Source organism: Bradyrhizobium ingae (assembly GCF_055791185.1).
Map to the genome: position 1 here is coordinate 36,226 of NZ_JBVUBB010000031.1, position 16,678 is coordinate 52,903.

16 protein-coding genes are annotated in these 16,678 nt (G+C 63.0%); 9 read left to right on the forward strand and 7 right to left on the reverse strand.

All coding sequences use genetic code 11. The annotated features are described in order from the left end of the window. The first annotated feature begins 44 nt into the window (after positions 1 to 44). The 3 genes from ACV1FX_RS31585 (at position 45) to ACV1FX_RS31595 (ending at position 3,367) form a co-directional block, all read left to right on the forward strand. Positions 45 to 659 (forward strand): DUF2585 domain-containing protein, encoded by a 615-nt coding sequence (locus ACV1FX_RS31585; RefSeq protein ID WP_473121452.1) that lies wholly within the window; start codon positions 45 to 47, stop codon positions 657 to 659. A 53-nt stretch (positions 660 to 712) separates the two neighbouring features. Next, positions 713 to 2,017 carry an ATP-dependent protease ATPase subunit HslU gene (gene hslU, locus ACV1FX_RS31590; RefSeq protein WP_473121453.1) on the forward strand — a complete coding sequence of 435 codons (1,305 nt, stop codon included), beginning with the start codon at positions 713 to 715 and terminating at the stop codon, positions 2,015 to 2,017. 225 nt (positions 2,018 to 2,242) lie between these two features. Next, positions 2,243 to 3,367 carry a hypothetical protein gene (locus tag ACV1FX_RS31595; protein ID WP_473121454.1) on the forward strand — a complete coding sequence of 375 codons (1,125 nt, stop codon included), beginning with the start codon at positions 2,243 to 2,245 and terminating at the stop codon, positions 3,365 to 3,367. A gap of 94 nt (positions 3,368 to 3,461) precedes the next feature. On the opposite strand, the gene ACV1FX_RS31600 is transcribed toward ACV1FX_RS31595, so the two are convergent. Genes ACV1FX_RS31600 through ACV1FX_RS31610 form a run of 3 tightly spaced genes read right to left on the reverse strand, consistent with a single transcriptional unit; the run spans position 3,462 to position 6,284 of the window. Beyond that, entirely contained in the window at positions 3,462 to 4,049 is a 588-nt protein-coding gene (locus ACV1FX_RS31600) for a Smr/MutS family protein (protein WP_473121455.1), read from the reverse strand. Beyond that, on the reverse strand, positions 4,046 to 5,602 hold the full coding sequence (mltA, locus tag ACV1FX_RS31605) for a murein transglycosylase A (protein WP_473121456.1): 1,557 nt from the start codon (positions 5,600 to 5,602) through the stop codon (positions 4,046 to 4,048). Before mltA ends, ACV1FX_RS31600 begins: the two co-directional genes overlap by 4 nt. Then, positions 5,580 to 6,284, reverse strand: a complete 705-nt coding sequence (locus tag ACV1FX_RS31610; RefSeq protein ID WP_473121457.1) for a Tim44/TimA family putative adaptor protein — start codon at positions 6,282 to 6,284, stop codon at positions 5,580 to 5,582. Before ACV1FX_RS31610 ends, mltA begins: the two co-directional genes overlap by 23 nt. A gap of 455 nt (positions 6,285 to 6,739) precedes the next feature. On the opposite strand from ACV1FX_RS31610, the gene secB reads away from it, so the two are divergent. Beyond that, positions 6,740 to 7,222, forward strand: a complete 483-nt coding sequence (secB, locus tag ACV1FX_RS31615; protein ID WP_449380321.1) for a protein-export chaperone SecB — start codon at positions 6,740 to 6,742, stop codon at positions 7,220 to 7,222. Between the two features lie 280 nt (positions 7,223 to 7,502). Here secB and dnaQ read toward each other — a convergent pair whose 3' ends face one another. Genes dnaQ through ACV1FX_RS31635 form a run of 4 tightly spaced genes read right to left on the reverse strand, consistent with a single transcriptional unit; the run spans position 7,503 to position 10,323 of the window. Continuing rightward, positions 7,503 to 8,216: a DNA polymerase III subunit epsilon gene (gene dnaQ / locus ACV1FX_RS31620; protein WP_473121458.1), complete on the reverse strand. Its 714-nt coding sequence runs from the start codon at positions 8,214 to 8,216 to the stop codon at positions 7,503 to 7,505. A 29-nt stretch (positions 8,217 to 8,245) separates the two neighbouring features. Further along, entirely contained in the window at positions 8,246 to 8,845 is a 600-nt protein-coding gene (coaE, locus tag ACV1FX_RS31625; RefSeq protein WP_473121510.1) for a dephospho-CoA kinase, read from the reverse strand. Between the two features lie 22 nt (positions 8,846 to 8,867). Continuing rightward, positions 8,868 to 9,476, reverse strand: coding sequence for a Maf family protein (locus ACV1FX_RS31630; protein WP_473121459.1), 609 nt, complete (start codon positions 9,474 to 9,476; stop codon positions 8,868 to 8,870). 7 nt (positions 9,477 to 9,483) lie between these two features. Beyond that, entirely contained in the window at positions 9,484 to 10,323 is an 840-nt protein-coding gene (locus ACV1FX_RS31635; RefSeq protein WP_473121460.1) for a pyruvate, water dikinase regulatory protein, read from the reverse strand. On the opposite strand from ACV1FX_RS31635, the gene ACV1FX_RS31640 reads away from it, so the two are divergent. The 5 genes from ACV1FX_RS31640 (at position 10,310) to mnmG (ending at position 16,675) form a co-directional block, all read left to right on the forward strand. Further along, positions 10,310 to 10,627, forward strand: a complete 318-nt coding sequence (locus tag ACV1FX_RS31640; RefSeq protein ID WP_473121461.1) for a hypothetical protein — start codon at positions 10,310 to 10,312, stop codon at positions 10,625 to 10,627. The genes ACV1FX_RS31635 and ACV1FX_RS31640 overlap by 14 nt on opposite strands. A 168-nt stretch (positions 10,628 to 10,795) precedes the next feature. Then, the gene (gene hemJ / locus ACV1FX_RS31645) at positions 10,796 to 11,230 is read left to right on the forward strand and encodes a protoporphyrinogen oxidase HemJ (protein ID WP_473121462.1); all 435 of its coding nucleotides are present in this window, start codon (positions 10,796 to 10,798) and stop codon (positions 11,228 to 11,230) included. Between the two features lie 251 nt (positions 11,231 to 11,481). Continuing rightward, a complete protein-coding gene (rho, locus tag ACV1FX_RS31650; RefSeq protein WP_027525104.1) occupies positions 11,482 to 12,747 on the forward strand; it encodes a transcription termination factor Rho in 1,266 nt (421 codons plus the stop codon). A gap of 324 nt (positions 12,748 to 13,071) precedes the next feature. Next, complete coding sequence (gene mnmE, locus ACV1FX_RS31655; RefSeq protein WP_473121463.1) at positions 13,072 to 14,433, forward strand: tRNA uridine-5-carboxymethylaminomethyl(34) synthesis GTPase MnmE; 1,362 nt, start codon at positions 13,072 to 13,074, stop codon at positions 14,431 to 14,433. Positions 14,434 to 14,794: 361 nt separating this feature from the next. Next, positions 14,795 to 16,675: a tRNA uridine-5-carboxymethylaminomethyl(34) synthesis enzyme MnmG gene (gene mnmG / locus ACV1FX_RS31660; RefSeq protein ID WP_473121464.1), complete on the forward strand. Its 1,881-nt coding sequence runs from the start codon at positions 14,795 to 14,797 to the stop codon at positions 16,673 to 16,675. The last annotated feature ends 3 nt before the right edge of the window (positions 16,676 to 16,678 follow it).

Sequence of the window (16,678 nt, forward strand, 5' to 3'; positions counted from 1 at the left end):
TTTGGACTAAGAGACGGCTCCTTCCGGCTGATGACCCGCAATTCATGACCCTCGCGCCTGAGAGCACCAAGACGGCGATCCCGCCGATCTACCGGATCGGCCTCGCGCTGCTGCTGCTGGCGCTGCAGGCCTCGATCCTGTTTGCCATGGGCCGGGTGCCGATCTGCACCTGCGGATACGTCAAGCTCTGGCATGGCGTGGTGAACAGTTCGGAGAATTCCCAGCACATCGCCGACTGGTACAGCTTCTCCCATGTCCTCCATGGCTTCCTGTTCTACGGATTGACGTGGCTGCTGTTCGCGCGCCTGCCGTTCTTCCAGCTATCCTGGCCGGCGCGGCTGATCATTGCCATGCTGATCGAAGGCAGCTGGGAGATCATCGAGAACTCGCCCTTCATCATCGAGCGCTATCGCGCCGGCACGATCTCGCTGGACTATTACGGCGACAGCATCGTCAATTCGCTCTCCGACACGCTGTTCATGGCGCTCGGCTTCCTTGCGGCCCGCATTCTGCCGGTCAAGGTCACCATCCTGATCGGGTTCGTGTTCGAGATCATGATGGCGCTCCACATTCGCGACAATCTGACGCTGAACATTCTGATGCTGATCCATCCGATCGAGGCCGTGAAACAATGGCAATCCGGTCCGCCGATCATCTGACCCCACCAAATTGCGGCTTGTCCCGGCCGGCTTCTGACCCTAGCTAAGGTGCCATGACAGACTTCTCGCCCCGCGAAATCGTTTCCGAACTCGACCGTTTCATCGTCGGCCAGTCCGAGGCCAAGCGCGCCGTCTCGATCGCGCTCCGGAACCGCTGGCGGCGCCAGCAGCTCACCGGATCCTTGCGCGAAGAGGTGCTGCCGAAGAACATCCTGATGATCGGCCCGACCGGCGTCGGCAAGACCGAGATCGCGCGGCGGCTGGCCAAGCTCGCCAACGCGCCATTCCTCAAAGTCGAGGCGACCAAATTCACCGAGGTCGGCTATGTCGGCCGCGACGTCGAGCAGATCGTGCGCGATCTCGTCGAGGTCGCCATCGCCCAGGTGCGCGAGCGGAAGCGCAAGGACGTGCAGGCGCGCGCCCAGCTGGCCGCCGAAGAGCGCGTGCTCGACGCCCTCGTCGGCGCCAATGCCAGCTCGGCGACGCGGGAATCCTTCCGCAAGAAGCTGCGCGCCGGCGAGCTCAACGACAAGGAAATCGAGATCGAGACCCAGTCCACCGGCGGCGGCCTTCCGATGTTCGAGATCCCGGGCATGCCGGGCTCGCAGATGGGCGCGATCTCGATCGGCGACATCTTCGGCAAGCTCGGCGGCCGCACCAAGACGCGGCGGCTGACGGTCGAGGGCTCGCACGAGATCCTCGTCAACGAGGAATCCGACAAGCTGCTGGACACGGATCAGCTCACGCTGGAGGCGATCAGCGCAGTCGAGAACAACGGCATCGTGTTCCTGGACGAGATCGACAAGATCTGCGCGCGCGACGGCCGCGTCGGCGGCGATGTCTCGCGCGAGGGCGTGCAGCGCGATCTGCTGCCGCTGATCGAAGGCACCACCGTCTCGACCAAGCACGGCGCGGTCAAGACCGACCACATCCTGTTCATCGCCTCCGGCGCCTTCCATGTCGCCAAGCCCTCGGACCTCTTGCCGGAATTGCAGGGCCGCCTGCCGATCCGCGTCGAGTTGCAGGCACTGACCCGCGACGACATGCGGCGCATCCTCACCGAGCCCGAGGCCTCGCTGATCAAGCAATATGTCGCGCTGATGCAGACCGAGGGCGTGATGCTCGACATCACCGACGGCGCCATCGACGCGCTCGCCGACATCGCAGTCGCCGTCAATTCGACGGTGGAAAATATCGGCGCGCGGCGGCTTCAGACGGTGATGGAGCGGGTGCTCGACGAGATCTCCTTCACCGCGCCCGACCGCAACGGCGAGACCATCCGGATCGATGCCGACTTCGTGCAGAAGCACATCGGCGACCTCGCCAAGAACGCCGATCTGAGCCGGTTTATTTTGTAATTCGCCGGAGGTCGGCTATCTATCCCGCTGTCGTCCCGGCGAAAGCCGGGACCCCCCGCGCGAGCACTTGCGCTCGTCGCGATAACCACAGGGAGCAGTTGCGGCGCGAGATGCGGGTTACCAATCTTCGCCAAACTAGATCCTGTGGTTATGGGTCCCGGATCCGCGCTCACTTCGTGAGCTTGTCCGGGGCGACGGCGGGGGCATACGCAGGCTGGGTGCTCTGTGCGCGCTAGCCCTTGGCAAAACCCCTGGCGGCTGCTGCTCGCGATCAACGTCGCCGTGATCGCCGGCGTGTTCATCCATAAAATCCTGCTGCCGCCTTACGTCCCCTATATCCACCTGCTCGTCGACTATCATTTCGGCTTCATCAAGCGCGCGCTGATCGGCGCCATCGTGGCGCTGTTCACGACCAAGGTCCCGGTGTGGCTGGTGTTCGCACTTGGTGGAGCGACGTGGCTGGTGACGCTCGCACTGTTCGTTCAGCTTTTCCGCAAGGTCTTCGGTCTCAACGACAAAACCCTGCCGCTGTTCGTGTTCATCGCGGGTTCGCCGTTCTTCCTGAAGAACTTCATGCACACGCTCGGCCATTTCGACATCTATGGCTGTGCGCTCGCGATCGTGCTGCTGCTGATCCCGGCGCGCTCGATCCTCTATGTCGCCCTCGCCGCACTGTTTTCGATCGTGCTGATCCTGATCCACCACATCCATCTGTTGATGTATGTGCCGACGATCATCATGATCGTCGTCGTCAGACATTATCTCGCGCACGGCATCACTCGCGCGAACGTTGCGTTCGGCCTCGCGGCGCTGCTCTGTGTCAGCGCGCTGTTCTTCGCCGCGCAATTCCTGGGAACGATGCAGGTGCCGGAGGCCGATTTCGTCGCGTACCTCAAGGGCCGGATGGCTGATCCGTCGCGTACCGATCTCCTGCAATTCAGCTACATCTGGTATCAGCCCCTGACGAAGGAGCTCGCGGATACCTGGGGCCGCATGCCTCACAACATTCTCGGCGTACCCGTCTTTGCGCTGCTGATCTGGCTGCACATGCCGCTCTGGCGTTATTTCGCGAGCCTGATCCGCGCGCTCTCCGACGAGATGCACCGGCGCCTGGTCGTCGCAGGCATCATTGGTGTCAGCCTGGCCTACGTCGTCATGTTCGCGATGGTGTTCGACTATTCGCGCTGGATCTCGAACTGGGCGGTCTGCATGTTCCTGATCCTGCACGCGGTGAAGATGCTGCCGGCCAGGCAGGAAGCGCCTTCGATTCCAGCCGAGGATAGGACGACGAACATTTTTGGCCTGATCGTCACCTTGATCCCGCGCGTCGGAATCGTGCGACCGTTTTAAATAACGAATACGTTTACTGGCGACCGCGATGGAGGTGCACTCCCTCTCCCGCCTGCGACAGAGGCTAAGCGAACCCGCGGTCAAATCGAGTTCTCTAAAATCTCGCGCGCCTGATGCGCACGTAAAGCGCACCCTCGCCGCCATGGCCGACATGGGCTTCCTCGAAGCCGACGACGAAGGCACGGAATTCCGGCAGGCTCAGCCACTCCGGCACCTGGCGACGGAGCACGCCGCTCTCACCGCCGGTCCTGCCCTTGCCGGTGATGACGAGCACGAAGGTCAGGCCGTCGTGGTGGGCGCGCTGGATGAAGCCCGAGAGCGCGCGATGGGCGCGCATCTGGGTCATGCCGTGCAGATCAAGCCGCGCGTCGATCTCGCTGCGGCCGCGCGACAGCTTTGTACGCTCGCGCTTGCCGAGCGGCGCCAGAGGCGGGATTGCGGGCTTCATCACGCGAGGAGCCGGCGCAGGGACGATCGGCCTTGCGGGCGCTGGATGCCTCGCGGCTGGCGCGGCCGACAAAACTTCGGAGCGCGCGGCCTCCGTCTTCGTCACACGAAGTTTTCGAAGCGGCTTGACCTGCTTGGCGACCATGTCCCACAGCGCGCGCTCGTCCTCGCTGAGCGCGCGGCGGCGGGGCGAGGGCGGCGGATCCAGGACAGGCGGACGGGACGATCGCTTCATTGCGGGCTGGTACGACGGCGCACGTGCTTGCGTTGCTCGCGAACAGGCTTGATCGCGGGGCGCGGCTCCGGCAACGGCACCGGGCTGTCCACCGCGACGGTGGCGTCTCTGGCTTGTGACACGGTGGCTGACGCGGCGCCAGCTTTCGCTGGTTCAACAGGTTTGGCCTGATCAATTTGCGGAAACAGCTTTGCGATCTTCGCTGACGGTCGCGGATCGGGCAGGGGCAGCCGCGAACCCCGCGCGACGGGATCGAGGCTTTTGGGTACCAGCATCACGAAATGCATGTTGTGGCGGAGCCGCCCCGAAACGCGGCCGGCTTCCTGGCCGGCGCCGAAATAAAGATCGGCTCGTGCGGGGCCGATGATGGCCGATCCCGTATCCTGCGCGATCATCAGGCGATGGAACGGCGTCCTGGATTTCTCGGAATCGATCGGCAGCTCGCCCTCGATGAAGAACGGCGTGCCATAGACATGGAGCGACTTGTCGACCGCAATCGAGCGTCCGGCCGTCAGCGGAATGCCCTGCGCGCCGACCGCCTCGTCCTTGTCGGACAGATTGACCTGGCGGAAGAAGATGTAGGAACGGTTCTGGCGGCGAAGCTCCTTGGCGCCGTCGGGATTCTGCGCCATCCACTCCCTGATCTTCTGCATCGACATCTCTTCTTTCGGGATGATGCCGCGCTCGATCAGGATGCGCCCGACCGCCGTGTAGGGATAGCCGTTATAGGCGTCGTAGTTGATCCGGATGGACGAGGCATCGTCGAATTTGATTCGCGCCGAACCCTGGATCTGCGCGAACAGCAGATCCGTCGGATCCTTCAGCCAGGCGATCTCAAGGCCACGACCGGCGATCGCGCCGTCCTCGATCTCGCCGCGGTCGTAATAGGGCACCAGCTTGCGGCGACCGATCTTGCGGTACACCGGGCCCTTGTTCGGCAGGCTCGGCGCATCCTGCTTGAAGCCGCGCACAAACAGGTTCGAGGGGCGGCGATAGACCGGGACGTTGTAGACGTCGGTCTGGACGTGCGAGCCGTCGAGCACCGGCTCGTAATAGCCGGTCACGAAACCGTCGGCCTCGCCGAGCCGCGAGATGCGCAGCGGCGAAAAATGCTGTTCGAAAAACGCCTTCGCTTTGCTCTCATCGGAGAGCTCAAGAAATTTGGCGATCCGGCACGGCTCGCCAAGCGAGCCTCCGATCGCCTTGGGCTCCATAACCTTGGGCTCGATAACCGATTGCTGCTGCGCGGCGATCGATTTGCAGCTCGCACGAAACGCCTTGTAGGCCGCGAGGTGATCGTCATCGCTCCAGCCGGCCACCTCGGACCAGGCGAGCGGCAGATATTGCGCGCCGGGAATTTCAAAGGGCAACGCGAGCTGAGGGTAGGGCAAGGCCCGCGGCGGTGGGGCGGCGATTTCAGGAGCAATGCGGCTGTGGTGATGACGGCGCGCCGCCTCGGCGCCGAGCGAAAACGACGACAGCGCGACGGCACCTGCGCACAGCGCCGTCACGCAATTTGTCAGGGCTGACTTAATGCGCGCTTCCGGTGCCAACCAGCTTCCAGTTCGGATCGCGAGAGGTGGTGTCGCGGGCGAAGGTCCAGATGTCGGTGATGTCGGCGACCTTGTCGGCGTTCCCATCGACGATGTTGCCGGCCTTGTCGCGGGTCACCGAGATCATCTGCGAGACAAAGCGAACGGTGAGCTGCGCAGTGCGATCGCGCAGCTCGGCACCCACGAGCTCGGCCTTGTCGATCGAGACGAAACGCGTCTCGGTCTTCTGGTCGTTCTTCTCGCGCTCCTTGATCGCAGCGTCGAAGCTCTCGAACACTTCCGAGGACAAGAGGTCGCGCAGCGCACGGCGGTCGCCATTGGCAAAGGCGAGCACGATCATCTCATAGGCGCCGCGTGCGCCGGACAGGAAGTGGCGCGGATCGAAGGAGGAGTCCTTCTCGACGATCGCGTCCAGCCCCTGGCCGAGTGCAGTGCCGGGCTCGGCCAGACCTTTCCAGCGGTCGGCAGGCTGCGTGACGTCGGCGGTCGGCGCCAGCGGGGCCTGATCGATCACCTTGCCCGGCATGGTCACGACGTTCTTGTCCTGGGCACCCTGGAGCGCATTGCGGGCGGTGCGGTCGAACGGAGGCCGCTCGTTGCCGGTACGCTGCCCCAGCACGCTGCGCAGACGCAGGAAAATGAAGACCGCCAGCGCTAGGAAGATGATGGTGTAGATATCCACGTCGTGTTCGCTCTCTGGTCTCTGCTCAGGGTCTTCGCCGGGAAAATCAGTCCGGCCAGTCAACCGTTCCATACAAGAACGGCAAGGCTACATCACCTTTTTAGGTCCGCTTCAGGTCCTTGTTCGAGCATGATCTTTTCGGAAAACCGCTTCGCACTTTTCCGGATCATGCCTTAGGCGATGTAGGCACGAAATCTAGCCTGGCCAATGGCGCCTTTTGGCACAGCGCGAATTGTAGCGCGTTTTATCCTTGAGGGGAAATCGGATCCTGCCTGGAAATCGCGCATCTTCAATCGTTTAAGATGTGCCTCGCCGGGGTGGAGCGGGTAAGGGGCCACCCTTTTCGACGCTGCAAGGAGGCCGAATCCGGGGTCGTTCGTCCTTGTGGAACGAGGCGGGCCTATGTTAGCCAACCGGCCGCGATAACAGGCCCATTCGGGTAAGGAGACATTTTCATGACCAACGGAAACGGCACCCCCGAGGCAGGCCAGGCTCCCCAGCTCAACGTGCTGGCGCAATATACCAAGGATCTGTCGTTCGAGAATCCGAACGCCCCGGCCTCGCTTCAGCCGCAGAGCCAGCAGCCCCAGATCAACATCCAGATCAACGTCAACGCCAACAATCTCTCGGAACACGAGTACGAGGTCGTCTTGTCGGTCGAGGGCAAGGCCGAGACTGCGGGCAAGGTGATGTTCTCGTTCGAGCTCGCCTATGCCGGCGTGTTCCGCATCGTCAACGTGCCGCAGGAAAACCTGCACCCGCTGGTCATGATCGAATGCCCACGGCTCTTGTTCCCGTTCGCGCGCGAAATCATCGCCACCGCCGTGCGCGACGGCGGGTTCCCGCCGCTGATGCTGGATCCGGTCGATTTTGTCGGCCTCTACCGGCAGAACATGGAGCGGCAAATGGCCGCTCAGGGCCAGGTCAAGCCGAGCTGAGGCTGGCTCTAATATCTAATAAATAATGGCTCTTGGTTAGCACGACTGGCCACGGGCTCGATGCAACCTCTCCCGCTTGCGGGGGAGGCACAGGCCCGCCTTCGGCGACCGTTCTTTTAAGAGACGCCGAGGTAAAGCCTCGGCGGGTGTGGGCTCTCTCCACATCGGGAGTGTCGATTGCGGAAGCACCCCCACCCCGGTCCTCCCCCGCAAGCGGGAGAGGGAGCGCACTTCCGCCGCGACTAGCAACCAGACCTCACCTCATCACGGTCTGGTCGAGTTAAGTCGGACCTGCCGCCGGCTGAGCGAGATACTCGTTCCAGATCGCCTTTTCACCCATCGTCGCAATGAAGGCCCGATGGGCGTCGCGCTCGGCCTCGCTGACGCGCGGGGTCAGCGGCGTCGGCCGCTGCCGCCGCGGCATGTCCCCACCCGTCCCGACACGAATCTCCTCGGACTCTGAGGCCAGGATGAGCTGCGATTGCCGGGCACCGATCAAATCGACATAGACTTCCGCGAGCAATTCGGAGTCCAGCAATGCGCCGTGCTTGGTGCGGTGGGAATTGTCGATCGCGTAACGCGAGCAGAGATCGTCGAGCCGGTTGGACACGCCGGGATGCTTGCGCCGCGCCAGCAAGAGCGTATCGACCAGCCGCTCGCGCGGGATCGCGGCGCGCTTGATGCGGTCGAGCTCGGCATTGATGAAGCTGATGTCGAACGAGGCATTGTGGATCACCAGCGGTGCGTCGCCGATGAATTCCAGGAACTCGTCGACGACCTCGTGAAACAGCGGCTTGGTCGCGAGAAACTCGCCCGACAGCCCGTGCACCGCAAAGGCTTCCGCTGGCATGTCCCGTTCGGGATTGATGTAGCGGTGAAAGGTCTGGCCCGTCGGCATGCGATTGAAGATCTCGACGCAGCCGATCTCGACCAGGCGGTCGCCGCGCAGGGGATCAAGGCCGGTGGTTTCAGTGTCGAGAACGATTTCGCGCATGGTTTCGGGGATGCCGGTGGTTGAGCGAATCAGCTTCGCCGCTGCGGCATCTTAACGACCTCGGCCAGGATATGCTTGATCTGCGCGCGCACGGGATCAAGCCCATGCGAGGTATCCACCACGAAATCGGCCCGCTTGCGCTTCTCGGCATCGGGCGTCTGCTTGGCGATGATGGCGTCGAGCTTTTCGGCATCCATGGTGCCGCGCGCCAGCACACGCTCGCGCTGGAGTGCCGGCGACGTCGTCACCACTACGACCGCATCGACGCGCTTCTCGCCGCCGGTCTCGAACAGCAACGGAATGTCCAGCACCACGACGGCCGCCTTCCTGGCCTCGGCATCCGCGAAAAATCGCGCGCGCGAGGCGCCGAGCATCGGATGGACGATCTGCTCGAGCTGCTTCATGGCCGCGGCGTCGCCGACCACGCGCGCCGACAGCTTTGCGCGATCGACCTTGCCATTCGCTGTGGTGCCGGGAAAGGCGGCTTCGATCGCGGGAGCCGCCTCGCCCTCATAGAGCTGATGGACGGCGGCGTCGGCGTCGTAGACGGGAACACCAGCCTCCGCGAACAATTTCGCGGTGGTGGATTTGCCCATTCCGATCGAGCCGGTCAGTCCGAGGATCAGCATCAGGTCGTAGCCATTTGTCGATTCAAACAGCAACTAGGCTCTCGTGCCGCAGGAACGCAAGCAGCGGCAACAGCGGCAGGCCGAGGATGGTGAAATGATCACCCTCGATCTTCTCGAACAAATGAACTCCGAGGCTTTCGAGCTGGTAGGCGCCGACGCTGGTGGTGACGGCATCTCCGGCGGCATCGAGATAGGCGGAAAGATCGGCCTCGGTCATTTGACGCATGGTCATGCGAGCGACTGAAACATCCTCGAACAGCACAGTGCCGTCGCGCGCCACGGCGACCGCGGAGTGCAGCTCATGTGTGCGGCCGGCGAGATCGCGCAGTTGCGCCATCGCCTGAGCCCGGCCGGACGGTTTTGTGAACAGAAGCTCGCCGAGCGCCAGGGTCTGGTCGGCGCCGATAACGTAACAACCGGGAGATTGAGCAGATACTGCCTTCGCCTTTTCACATGCCAGCAGCAGAGCGATCTCGCGCGGGCCGGATAGCTTCGAGGCTTCCTGCACGCCGCGCTCATCGATATCGGCGGGTCTTGCTTCGAAAGCGAGGCCCGCATTCGCCAGCAGCAATTTTCGCGCCTGGCTTTGCGAGGCCAGGATCAACGGGGCTTTGCTGCGCCAGAGTGACATGGACGGCCTAGTTCGAGGGACGGTTGCGTTGCCGGTCGGTATAGAGCTTCATGATCGCAGCCGCAGTTTCCTCGATCGAGCGGCGCGTCACCTCGAGCAGAGGCCAATTGTGCTTGGCGCTGAGCTTTCGGGCGAAGGCGACCTCGTCCGCCACCGCCTGTTTGTCGATATAGGTGTCGCTGCTGGTATCGGCGCCCATCGTCAAAAGCCGGTTCTGGCGGACCTGGATCAGCCGCTCCGGCGTCGCGTGCAGGCTCACCACCAATGGCCGCGTCAACGTCTCCAACTGCGCCGGCACGGGAATGCCCGGCACCAGCGGCACGTTGGCGGTGCGGATGCCGCGATTGGCGAGATAGATCGAGGTCGGCGTCTTCGAGGTCCGCGACACGCCGACGAGGACGACGTCGGCCTCTTCCAGGCCGTCGACGTGCTGACCGTCGTCATGCATCATCGTGTAATTCAGGGCGTCGATGCGCTTGAAATATTCCGCATTGAGCACGTGCTGGGCGCCGACACGGCCCGTCGTGGCCGCGCCGAGATAGGCCTCGAATAGCTGCATCACCGGACCGATGATCGACAGGCTCGGAACGTTGATCTCCTTGCACTTGTCCTCGAGCCGGGAGACCAGATCCTTCTCCAGCAGCGTGAACAGGACAATCCCCGGCGCTTCTTCGATCTCGTCGAGCACGCGATCGAGCTGCTTCTGGCTGCGTACCAGCGGATAGACATGCTCAACCGGCGTGACGTTGGCGTATTGAGCGGCGACCGCGCGCGCCACGGTGATCAGGGTCTCACCGGTGGAGTCGGAAACCAGGTGCAGATGGAAATAATTGTTGGAGGTCGGCACGAAAACTCTTCGCTTGAGGGCTTGGGATGACGGCTGGGCAGTTTGTGAATTTCTGTGGAGCTTAACCCCTCGGAAAGGGTTGTGCGACACCACGGGCGGGATAACGGCCAAGTTTCTTCACATTGCTGCCCGGAAGGACAAGTCCGAGGGCCAGGCGACGGGGAAGCGGGACAGCACCGGCAAGCCTTTTCATAAGCTGCCGACAATTTCGCACAAGTCTTTGAAGATGGATGGATTATCCGCGTTCGCGGAAGGCGCGCCGGATATGTTGATGGATGTGTACAAGCACCCGCAAAGCGTCTGACAGCGTTGCGTGAGTCCAATCCACCGTCATTCAGACTCAAACCTTAAGAATCTAAGATTCTAGATTTGAGAAGGGCGCTACGGACGGATATGTGTGCGCTGGAAGAACTTAACGAGTTCTTACTATCCCCAGCGATCCCGCCGCTGGGCTTAAATTCGGAAGCTGGAAATGCTCGACGCGCTCTACCCCTGGATCAAGGCGCTGCACGTGATCGCCGTCATCTCCTGGATGGCCGGCATGCTCTATCTGCCGCGGCTGTTCGTTTATCACTGCGAGGCCGAGATCGGCTCCAAGCAGTCGGAAACCTTCAAGGTGATGGAACGCCGGCTGCTCAAGGCGATCATCAACCCCGCGATGATGGTGACCTGGCTCGCCGGGCTCTATCTCGCGTGGTCCGGCCATTGGTTCACCTCGCCCTGGTTGCACGTAAAACTGGCACTGGTGCTGGCGCTGTCCGCGGTCCACGGCTTTTTTTCTCGCTACTGCAAGGATTTCGCGGCCGACCGGCGTCCACGGACACAGAAATTCTATCGTATTATCAATGAGGTGCCGACGGTCCTGATGATTTTCATCGTGATCATGGTGATCGTGAAGCCGTTCTAGGCAAAGTTCGAGGGGCGGCGCTCAGTGCTTCGGCTTGCGGAGGGCCAAGCGATTTTCTATATTATCCCTATCCCCACCCAACGCAGGCGGATGTGGTTGTGTCCGAGCTTCTTCGAAAGCCGGGCGCCGCATCAGGTTTGAAGCCCCACCGGCACTCACCTTGCTAGACCTGCGGACCTTACCTGCTCGCGTCCGCATTTTCGAAGCCTCCTCGCACCCCCCTTCCAAGGTTACCCCACAGGACCACCCCAATGCGGGAAATCAAACTCCAAGACCTCAAGTCCAAAACCCCGGCCGAGCTCGTCTCGTTCGCGGAAGAGAATGGGGTCGAGAATGCCAGCACCATGCGCAAGCAGGAGCTGTTGTTCGCCATCCTCAAGCAGCTTTCGCTCGCTGAGACCGACATCGTCGGCGAAGGCGTCGTCGAGGTTCTCTCCGACGGCTTCGGCTTCCTGCGCTCGCCGGATGCGAATTATCTGCCGGGCCCGGACGACATCTACGTCTCGCCGTCGCAGATCCGCCGCTTCGGCCTGCGCACCGGCGACACCATCGAGGGCCATATTCGCAGCCCGAAAGAGGGCGAGCGTTATTTCGCGCTGCTCAAGGTCAACACGCTGAATTTCGAGGACCCGGAAAAGGCCAAGCACAAGGTCAATTTCGACAACCTCACGCCGCTGTTTCCCAACCAGCGTTTTCGCATGGAAATCGACGATCCGACGCGCAAGGATCTCTCTGCGCGCGTGATCGATATCGTCGCGCCGATCGGCAAGGGCCAGCGCGCTCTGATCGTGGCGCCGCCGCGCACGGGTAAAACCGTGCTGATGCAGAACATCGCGCATTCGATTACGGCCAACCACCCCGATTGCTATCTGATCGTGCTGCTGATCGACGAGCGTCCGGAGGAAGTCACGGACATGCAGCGCTCGGTGAAGGGCGAGGTCGTGTCCTCGACCTTCGACGAACCGGCGGTGCGTCACGTGCAGGTCGCCGAGATGGTGATCGAAAAAGCAAAGCGCCTGGTCGAGCATGGCCGCGACGTCGTCATCTTGCTCGATTCGATCACGCGCCTGGGTCGCGCCTACAACACCGTGGTGCCGTCATCCGGCAAGGTGCTGACCGGCGGCGTCGACGCCAATGCGCTGCAGCGTCCGAAGCGCTTCTTCGGCGCCGCGCGCAACATCGAGGAGGGCGGCTCGCTGACCATCATCGCGACCGCGCTGGTCGATACCGGCAGCCGCATGGACGAAGTCATCTTCGAAGAGTTCAAGGGCACCGGTAACTCGGAGCTGATCCTCGATCGCAAGGTCTCGGACAAGCGTACTTTCCCGGCGATCGACATCTCGCGCTCCGGCACCCGCAAGGAGGAGCTCATCACCGATCCGCAGGTGCTCAAGAAGATGTACGTGCTCCGCCGCATCCTCAACCCGATGGGCACGATGGACGCGATCGACTTCCTTCTCGACAAGCTGCGTTCGACCAAGAGCAACGCCGAGTTCTTCGATTCGATGAATACTTGAGCCGGGTTGCAGCAGTTTTCGCGGGAGGGCGCCTTTCAGGCGCCCTTTTGCGTTTATGTTGCAGCAATGCTGCGGGATACCGCAGCAAAATGTGAATCAGGATGCGCGCGATCGAAGTCTATTTAAATTACTGAGATTGCTAGGTTATTGTTCCTGCGTGATCGCCGGCGAGTGGTTGGTAGCAGAAAATGTGCAGCAAAAAATGCTGGGCGTTATATTGCATCGCAATATCCGGTACTTGCCACGCAAGGAACGCCTAGCGGGCTCGCGGAGAGAGCCCCAAAACGAGATTTGCGTTTTGGCGGGTACGCGGACAAATAGGCCATGCATCCCCGCGACCAGACCATCTTTGCACTTTCGTCGGGCCGACCGCCAAGCGCGATCGCGATCGTCCGCGTCTCGGGCGCAGAAGCCAGCCAAGTCCTGATGCGACTGGTGGGCGAACTGCCAAAGCCGCGGGTTGCACACCGGGTGCTGCTGCGGGACGCGAACGGCGAGGCGGTCGACGATGCCGTGGTGCTCTGGTTTCCTGGGCCCGCGAGCGCGACCGGCGAGGACGTTGCCGAATTTCACGTCCATGGCGGACGCGCGGTGCTCTCGGCGCTGTTCGCAGAAATTTCTGCTATTCAGAACTTACGGATAGCCGATCCTGGCGAGTTCACCCGCCGCGCCTTCGAGAACGGCAAACTCGATCTCACCGAGGCCGAGGGACTCGACGATCTCATCCACGCCGACACCGACCGGCAACGTCGCCAGGCGCTGCGGCAATTGCAGGGATTGCTCGGCGAGCGGGCGCGCGACTGGCGCGAGCGAATCATCGAGGCGTCAGCGCTGATCGAGGCCGGCATCGACTTCTCCGATGAAGGCGACGTATCGGCGGAATTGCTGGCGCCAGCGCGCGCGAACATCAAGGCGCTGCATGACGAGATCGCAAAAGTCCTTGCAGCGCAGGGCAAAGCCGAACGTCTGCGCGAAGGCCTCGTCGTCGCGATCGCCGGCCCGCCGAACGTCGGCAAGTCGACGCTGATCAATCAGCTCGCGCGGCGCGAGGTCGCGATCGTCTCGCCGCACGCCGGCACCACGCGCGACGTGATCGAGGTTCAGCTCGATCTCGATGGCTATCCCGTGACCGTCATCGACACCGCCGGCATTCGCGAGACCGACGATCCCGTCGAGCAGGAAGGCGTGCGTCGCGCCCGCGCCCGCGCGGCGGACGCCGATCTCGTGCTGTGGCTGGCGGATGCCGATCGCGGCGAGGAGGGCCGGCCGGCCGGGCCCGCGCCGGTCTGGACTGTGCGCAACAAGATCGATCTCGGCGAGACTGCGAGGGACGCCTTGAGGTCGGAGGCGAACAAGGTTATGGGGCCTGACCCGCGTGCCCGAATGTTTGCGATCTCGGGGCGGCGCGGCGACGGGCTGCCGGAGCTGATCACCGCGCTGGTGGAATTCGCTGCCGAATTCTTCGGGACCAGTGAGGGTGCGCTGGTCACACGCGTCCGGCAGCGCGAGCTGTTGAGCCAGGCCGCCAGCTCGCTGGAGCGGAGCCTCGGTCTTCTCGGCGAAGGCGAGGAGCTGGCCGCGGAGGAGCTTCGCGCCGCTGCTTACGCGCTCGGCCGGCTCTTGGGTCGGGTCGACGTCGAGGACGTCCTGGGTGCCATCTTCCAGAAATTCTGCATCGGAAAGTAGCGCTAGTTCTTCATTCTAGAACTAGCGCTTGTTCCAGTTCTTGTGTTTCACGTGAAACAGAGCTTTCGGCTCTGGTCGCCGTTTCCAGGCGGGCCGCGAGCAATGCGGTCGAGAGTTGAGCTGCGCCCCAATCTCGTCACTACTTCGCTGCGCTCGCCATGATGGTCCTTGCCGCCACACCTTTCCCCACTGAACGGACCAGCTTGTTTCACGTGAAACAAGCGCTGGTGCTTGCCTCCTACTTTGCATGGGGTTGTTTTCGGCGAAATGACTCCGGCGGGGCACGGCTGTTTCACGTGAAACAACCGTCTCACCCAGTTTCCACTTCCGGCTTCTCCGTCCCTGAGCTAGAAGTCCGCCCATGCGTACAGAGCGAGAGACTTTCGACGTCATCGTCATTGGCGGCGGTCATGCCGGCTGTGAAGCCGCTGCTGCTTCTGCACGGATGGGCGCGACGACTGCTCTGGTAACGCACCGTTTCTCGACCATCGGCGCGATGTCCTGCAACCCCGCCATCGGGGGGCTCGGCAAGGGCCATCTGGTCCGCGAAGTCGATGCGCTCGACGGCCTGATGGGCCGGGTGGCGGATGCTGGCGGCATTCAGTTCCGGATGCTCAATCGCCGCAAGGGTCCGGCGGTCCGCGGTCCCCGGACCCAGGCCGATCGCAAGCTCTATGCGGCCGCGATGCAGGCCGCGATCCAACAGACCGATGGTCTTGGCGTGATCGAAGGCGAGGCGGATGAGCTGATCGTCTCGGGCGGTCGCGTCACCGGGCTCCGTCTGGCTGATGGCCGGACCATCCGGGTAGGGGCCATCGTGGTCACCACGGGCACCTTTCTGCGCGGCCTGATCCATCTCGGTGAGAAGAACTGGCCGGCGGGGCGCGTCGGCGAGGCGCCGGCGATGGGTCTGTCGAAGTCTTTCGAGCGGGCCGGCTTCACACTGGGCCGGCTCAAGACCGGCACGCCGCCGCGCCTCGATGGCACGACGATCGACTGGTCCGCCGTGGAGATGCAGCCGGGAGACGATCCACCGGAGCCGTTCTCGGTGATGACCGAGCGAATTACGACCCCGCAGATCCAGTGCGGCATCACCCGGACCACGGCTGCGACCCATGAGGTGATCCGGGCCAATGTCCATCGCTCGCCGATGTACTCCGGCCAGATCAAGAGCACGGGGCCACGCTATTGCCCCTCGATCGAGGACAAGATCGTCCGCTTCGGCGATCGGGACGGCCACCAGATCTTCCTGGAGCCGGAAGGTCTCGACGACCCGACCGTCTATCCCAACGGCATCTCGACCTCGTTGCCGGAGGAGGTCCAGCTCGCGATCCTCGCCAGCATCCCGGGCCTGGAGCGGGTCAGGATGGTTCGGCCGGGCTATGCCATCGAATACGACCATGTCGATCCCCGGGAGCTCGATCCGACCCTCCAGACCAGGCGGGTGCAGGGGCTGTTCCTGGCCGGACAGATCAACGGCACCACGGGATATGAGGAGGCCGCGGCTCAAGGCATCGTGGCCGGCCTGAATGCGGCCCTGGCCGCCAGCGGGGCGGCGTTGACGGTGTTCGACCGGGCTGATGGCTATCTCGGCGTGATGATTGACGACCTCGTTACCCGGGGCATCTCCGAACCCTATCGGATGTTCACCTCACGCGCCGAGTATCGGCTGACGCTGCGGGCTGATAATGCCGACCAGCGCCTGACCGAGAAGGGTATTGCGCTCGGGTGTGTCGGCAATGCCCGGACGGCGCACCATCGCGCCAAGATGGCGGCTCTTGAGGCCGCCAAGACGCTGTCAAAGTCCCTGACGCTGACGCCGAATGAAGCGGCGCGGCACGGGCTGTCCCTGAACCGAGATGGCCAGCGCCGGTCGGCCTTTGAGCTACTAGCTTATCCGGATGTCGGCTGGGGCCAGGTTCGCGGGATATGGCCAGAGCTGTCGGCCATTGACCCCGTGATCGCGACCCATCTCGAGATCGACGCCAAGTACGACGTCTATCTCGAGCGCCAGAGCGCCGACGTCGAGGCATTCCGGCGGGATGAAGGGCTGGTCCTTGCCGATGTCGACTATCAAGTCGTGCCCGGCCTCTCCAATGAGGTGCGGGCGAAGCTGGAGAAGGCGCGGCCGTTCACGGTCGGGCAGGCGGGGCGGATCGACGGCATGACGCCGGCAGCGCTGGGCATTCTCGCCGCGTATTTGCGCCGCGAGGCACGCCGGAAAACCTCCAAGATTGCTTAGGCG

Excerpts from the sequence above, each read along its gene's own strand:
- coaE (WP_473121510.1), bottom strand. The coding sequence starts at position 8,845 with ATGCTGATCCTCGGACTGACCGGCTCGATCGGAATGGGCAAATCCACC.
- ACV1FX_RS31630 (WP_473121459.1), bottom strand. The coding sequence starts at position 9,476 with ATGTCACTCTGGCGCAGCAAAGCCCCGTTGATCCTGGCCTCGCAAAGC.
- mnmE (WP_473121463.1), top strand. The coding sequence starts at position 13,072 with ATGCATCCCCGCGACCAGACCATCTTTGCACTTTCGTCGGGCCGACCG.
- ACV1FX_RS31585 (WP_473121452.1), top strand. The coding sequence starts at position 45 with ATGACCCTCGCGCCTGAGAGCACCAAGACGGCGATCCCGCCGATCTAC.
- dnaQ (WP_473121458.1), bottom strand. The coding sequence starts at position 8,216 with ATGCGCGAAATCGTTCTCGACACTGAAACCACCGGCCTTGATCCCCTG.
- rho (WP_027525104.1), top strand. The coding sequence starts at position 11,482 with ATGCGGGAAATCAAACTCCAAGACCTCAAGTCCAAAACCCCGGCCGAG.
- secB (WP_449380321.1), top strand. The coding sequence starts at position 6,740 with ATGACCAACGGAAACGGCACCCCCGAGGCAGGCCAGGCTCCCCAGCTC.
- ACV1FX_RS31600 (WP_473121455.1), bottom strand. The coding sequence starts at position 4,049 with ATGAAGCGATCGTCCCGTCCGCCTGTCCTGGATCCGCCGCCCTCGCCC.
- hslU (WP_473121453.1), top strand. The coding sequence starts at position 713 with ATGACAGACTTCTCGCCCCGCGAAATCGTTTCCGAACTCGACCGTTTC.
- hemJ (WP_473121462.1), top strand. The coding sequence starts at position 10,796 with ATGCTCGACGCGCTCTACCCCTGGATCAAGGCGCTGCACGTGATCGCC.
- mnmG (WP_473121464.1), top strand. The coding sequence starts at position 14,795 with ATGCGTACAGAGCGAGAGACTTTCGACGTCATCGTCATTGGCGGCGGT.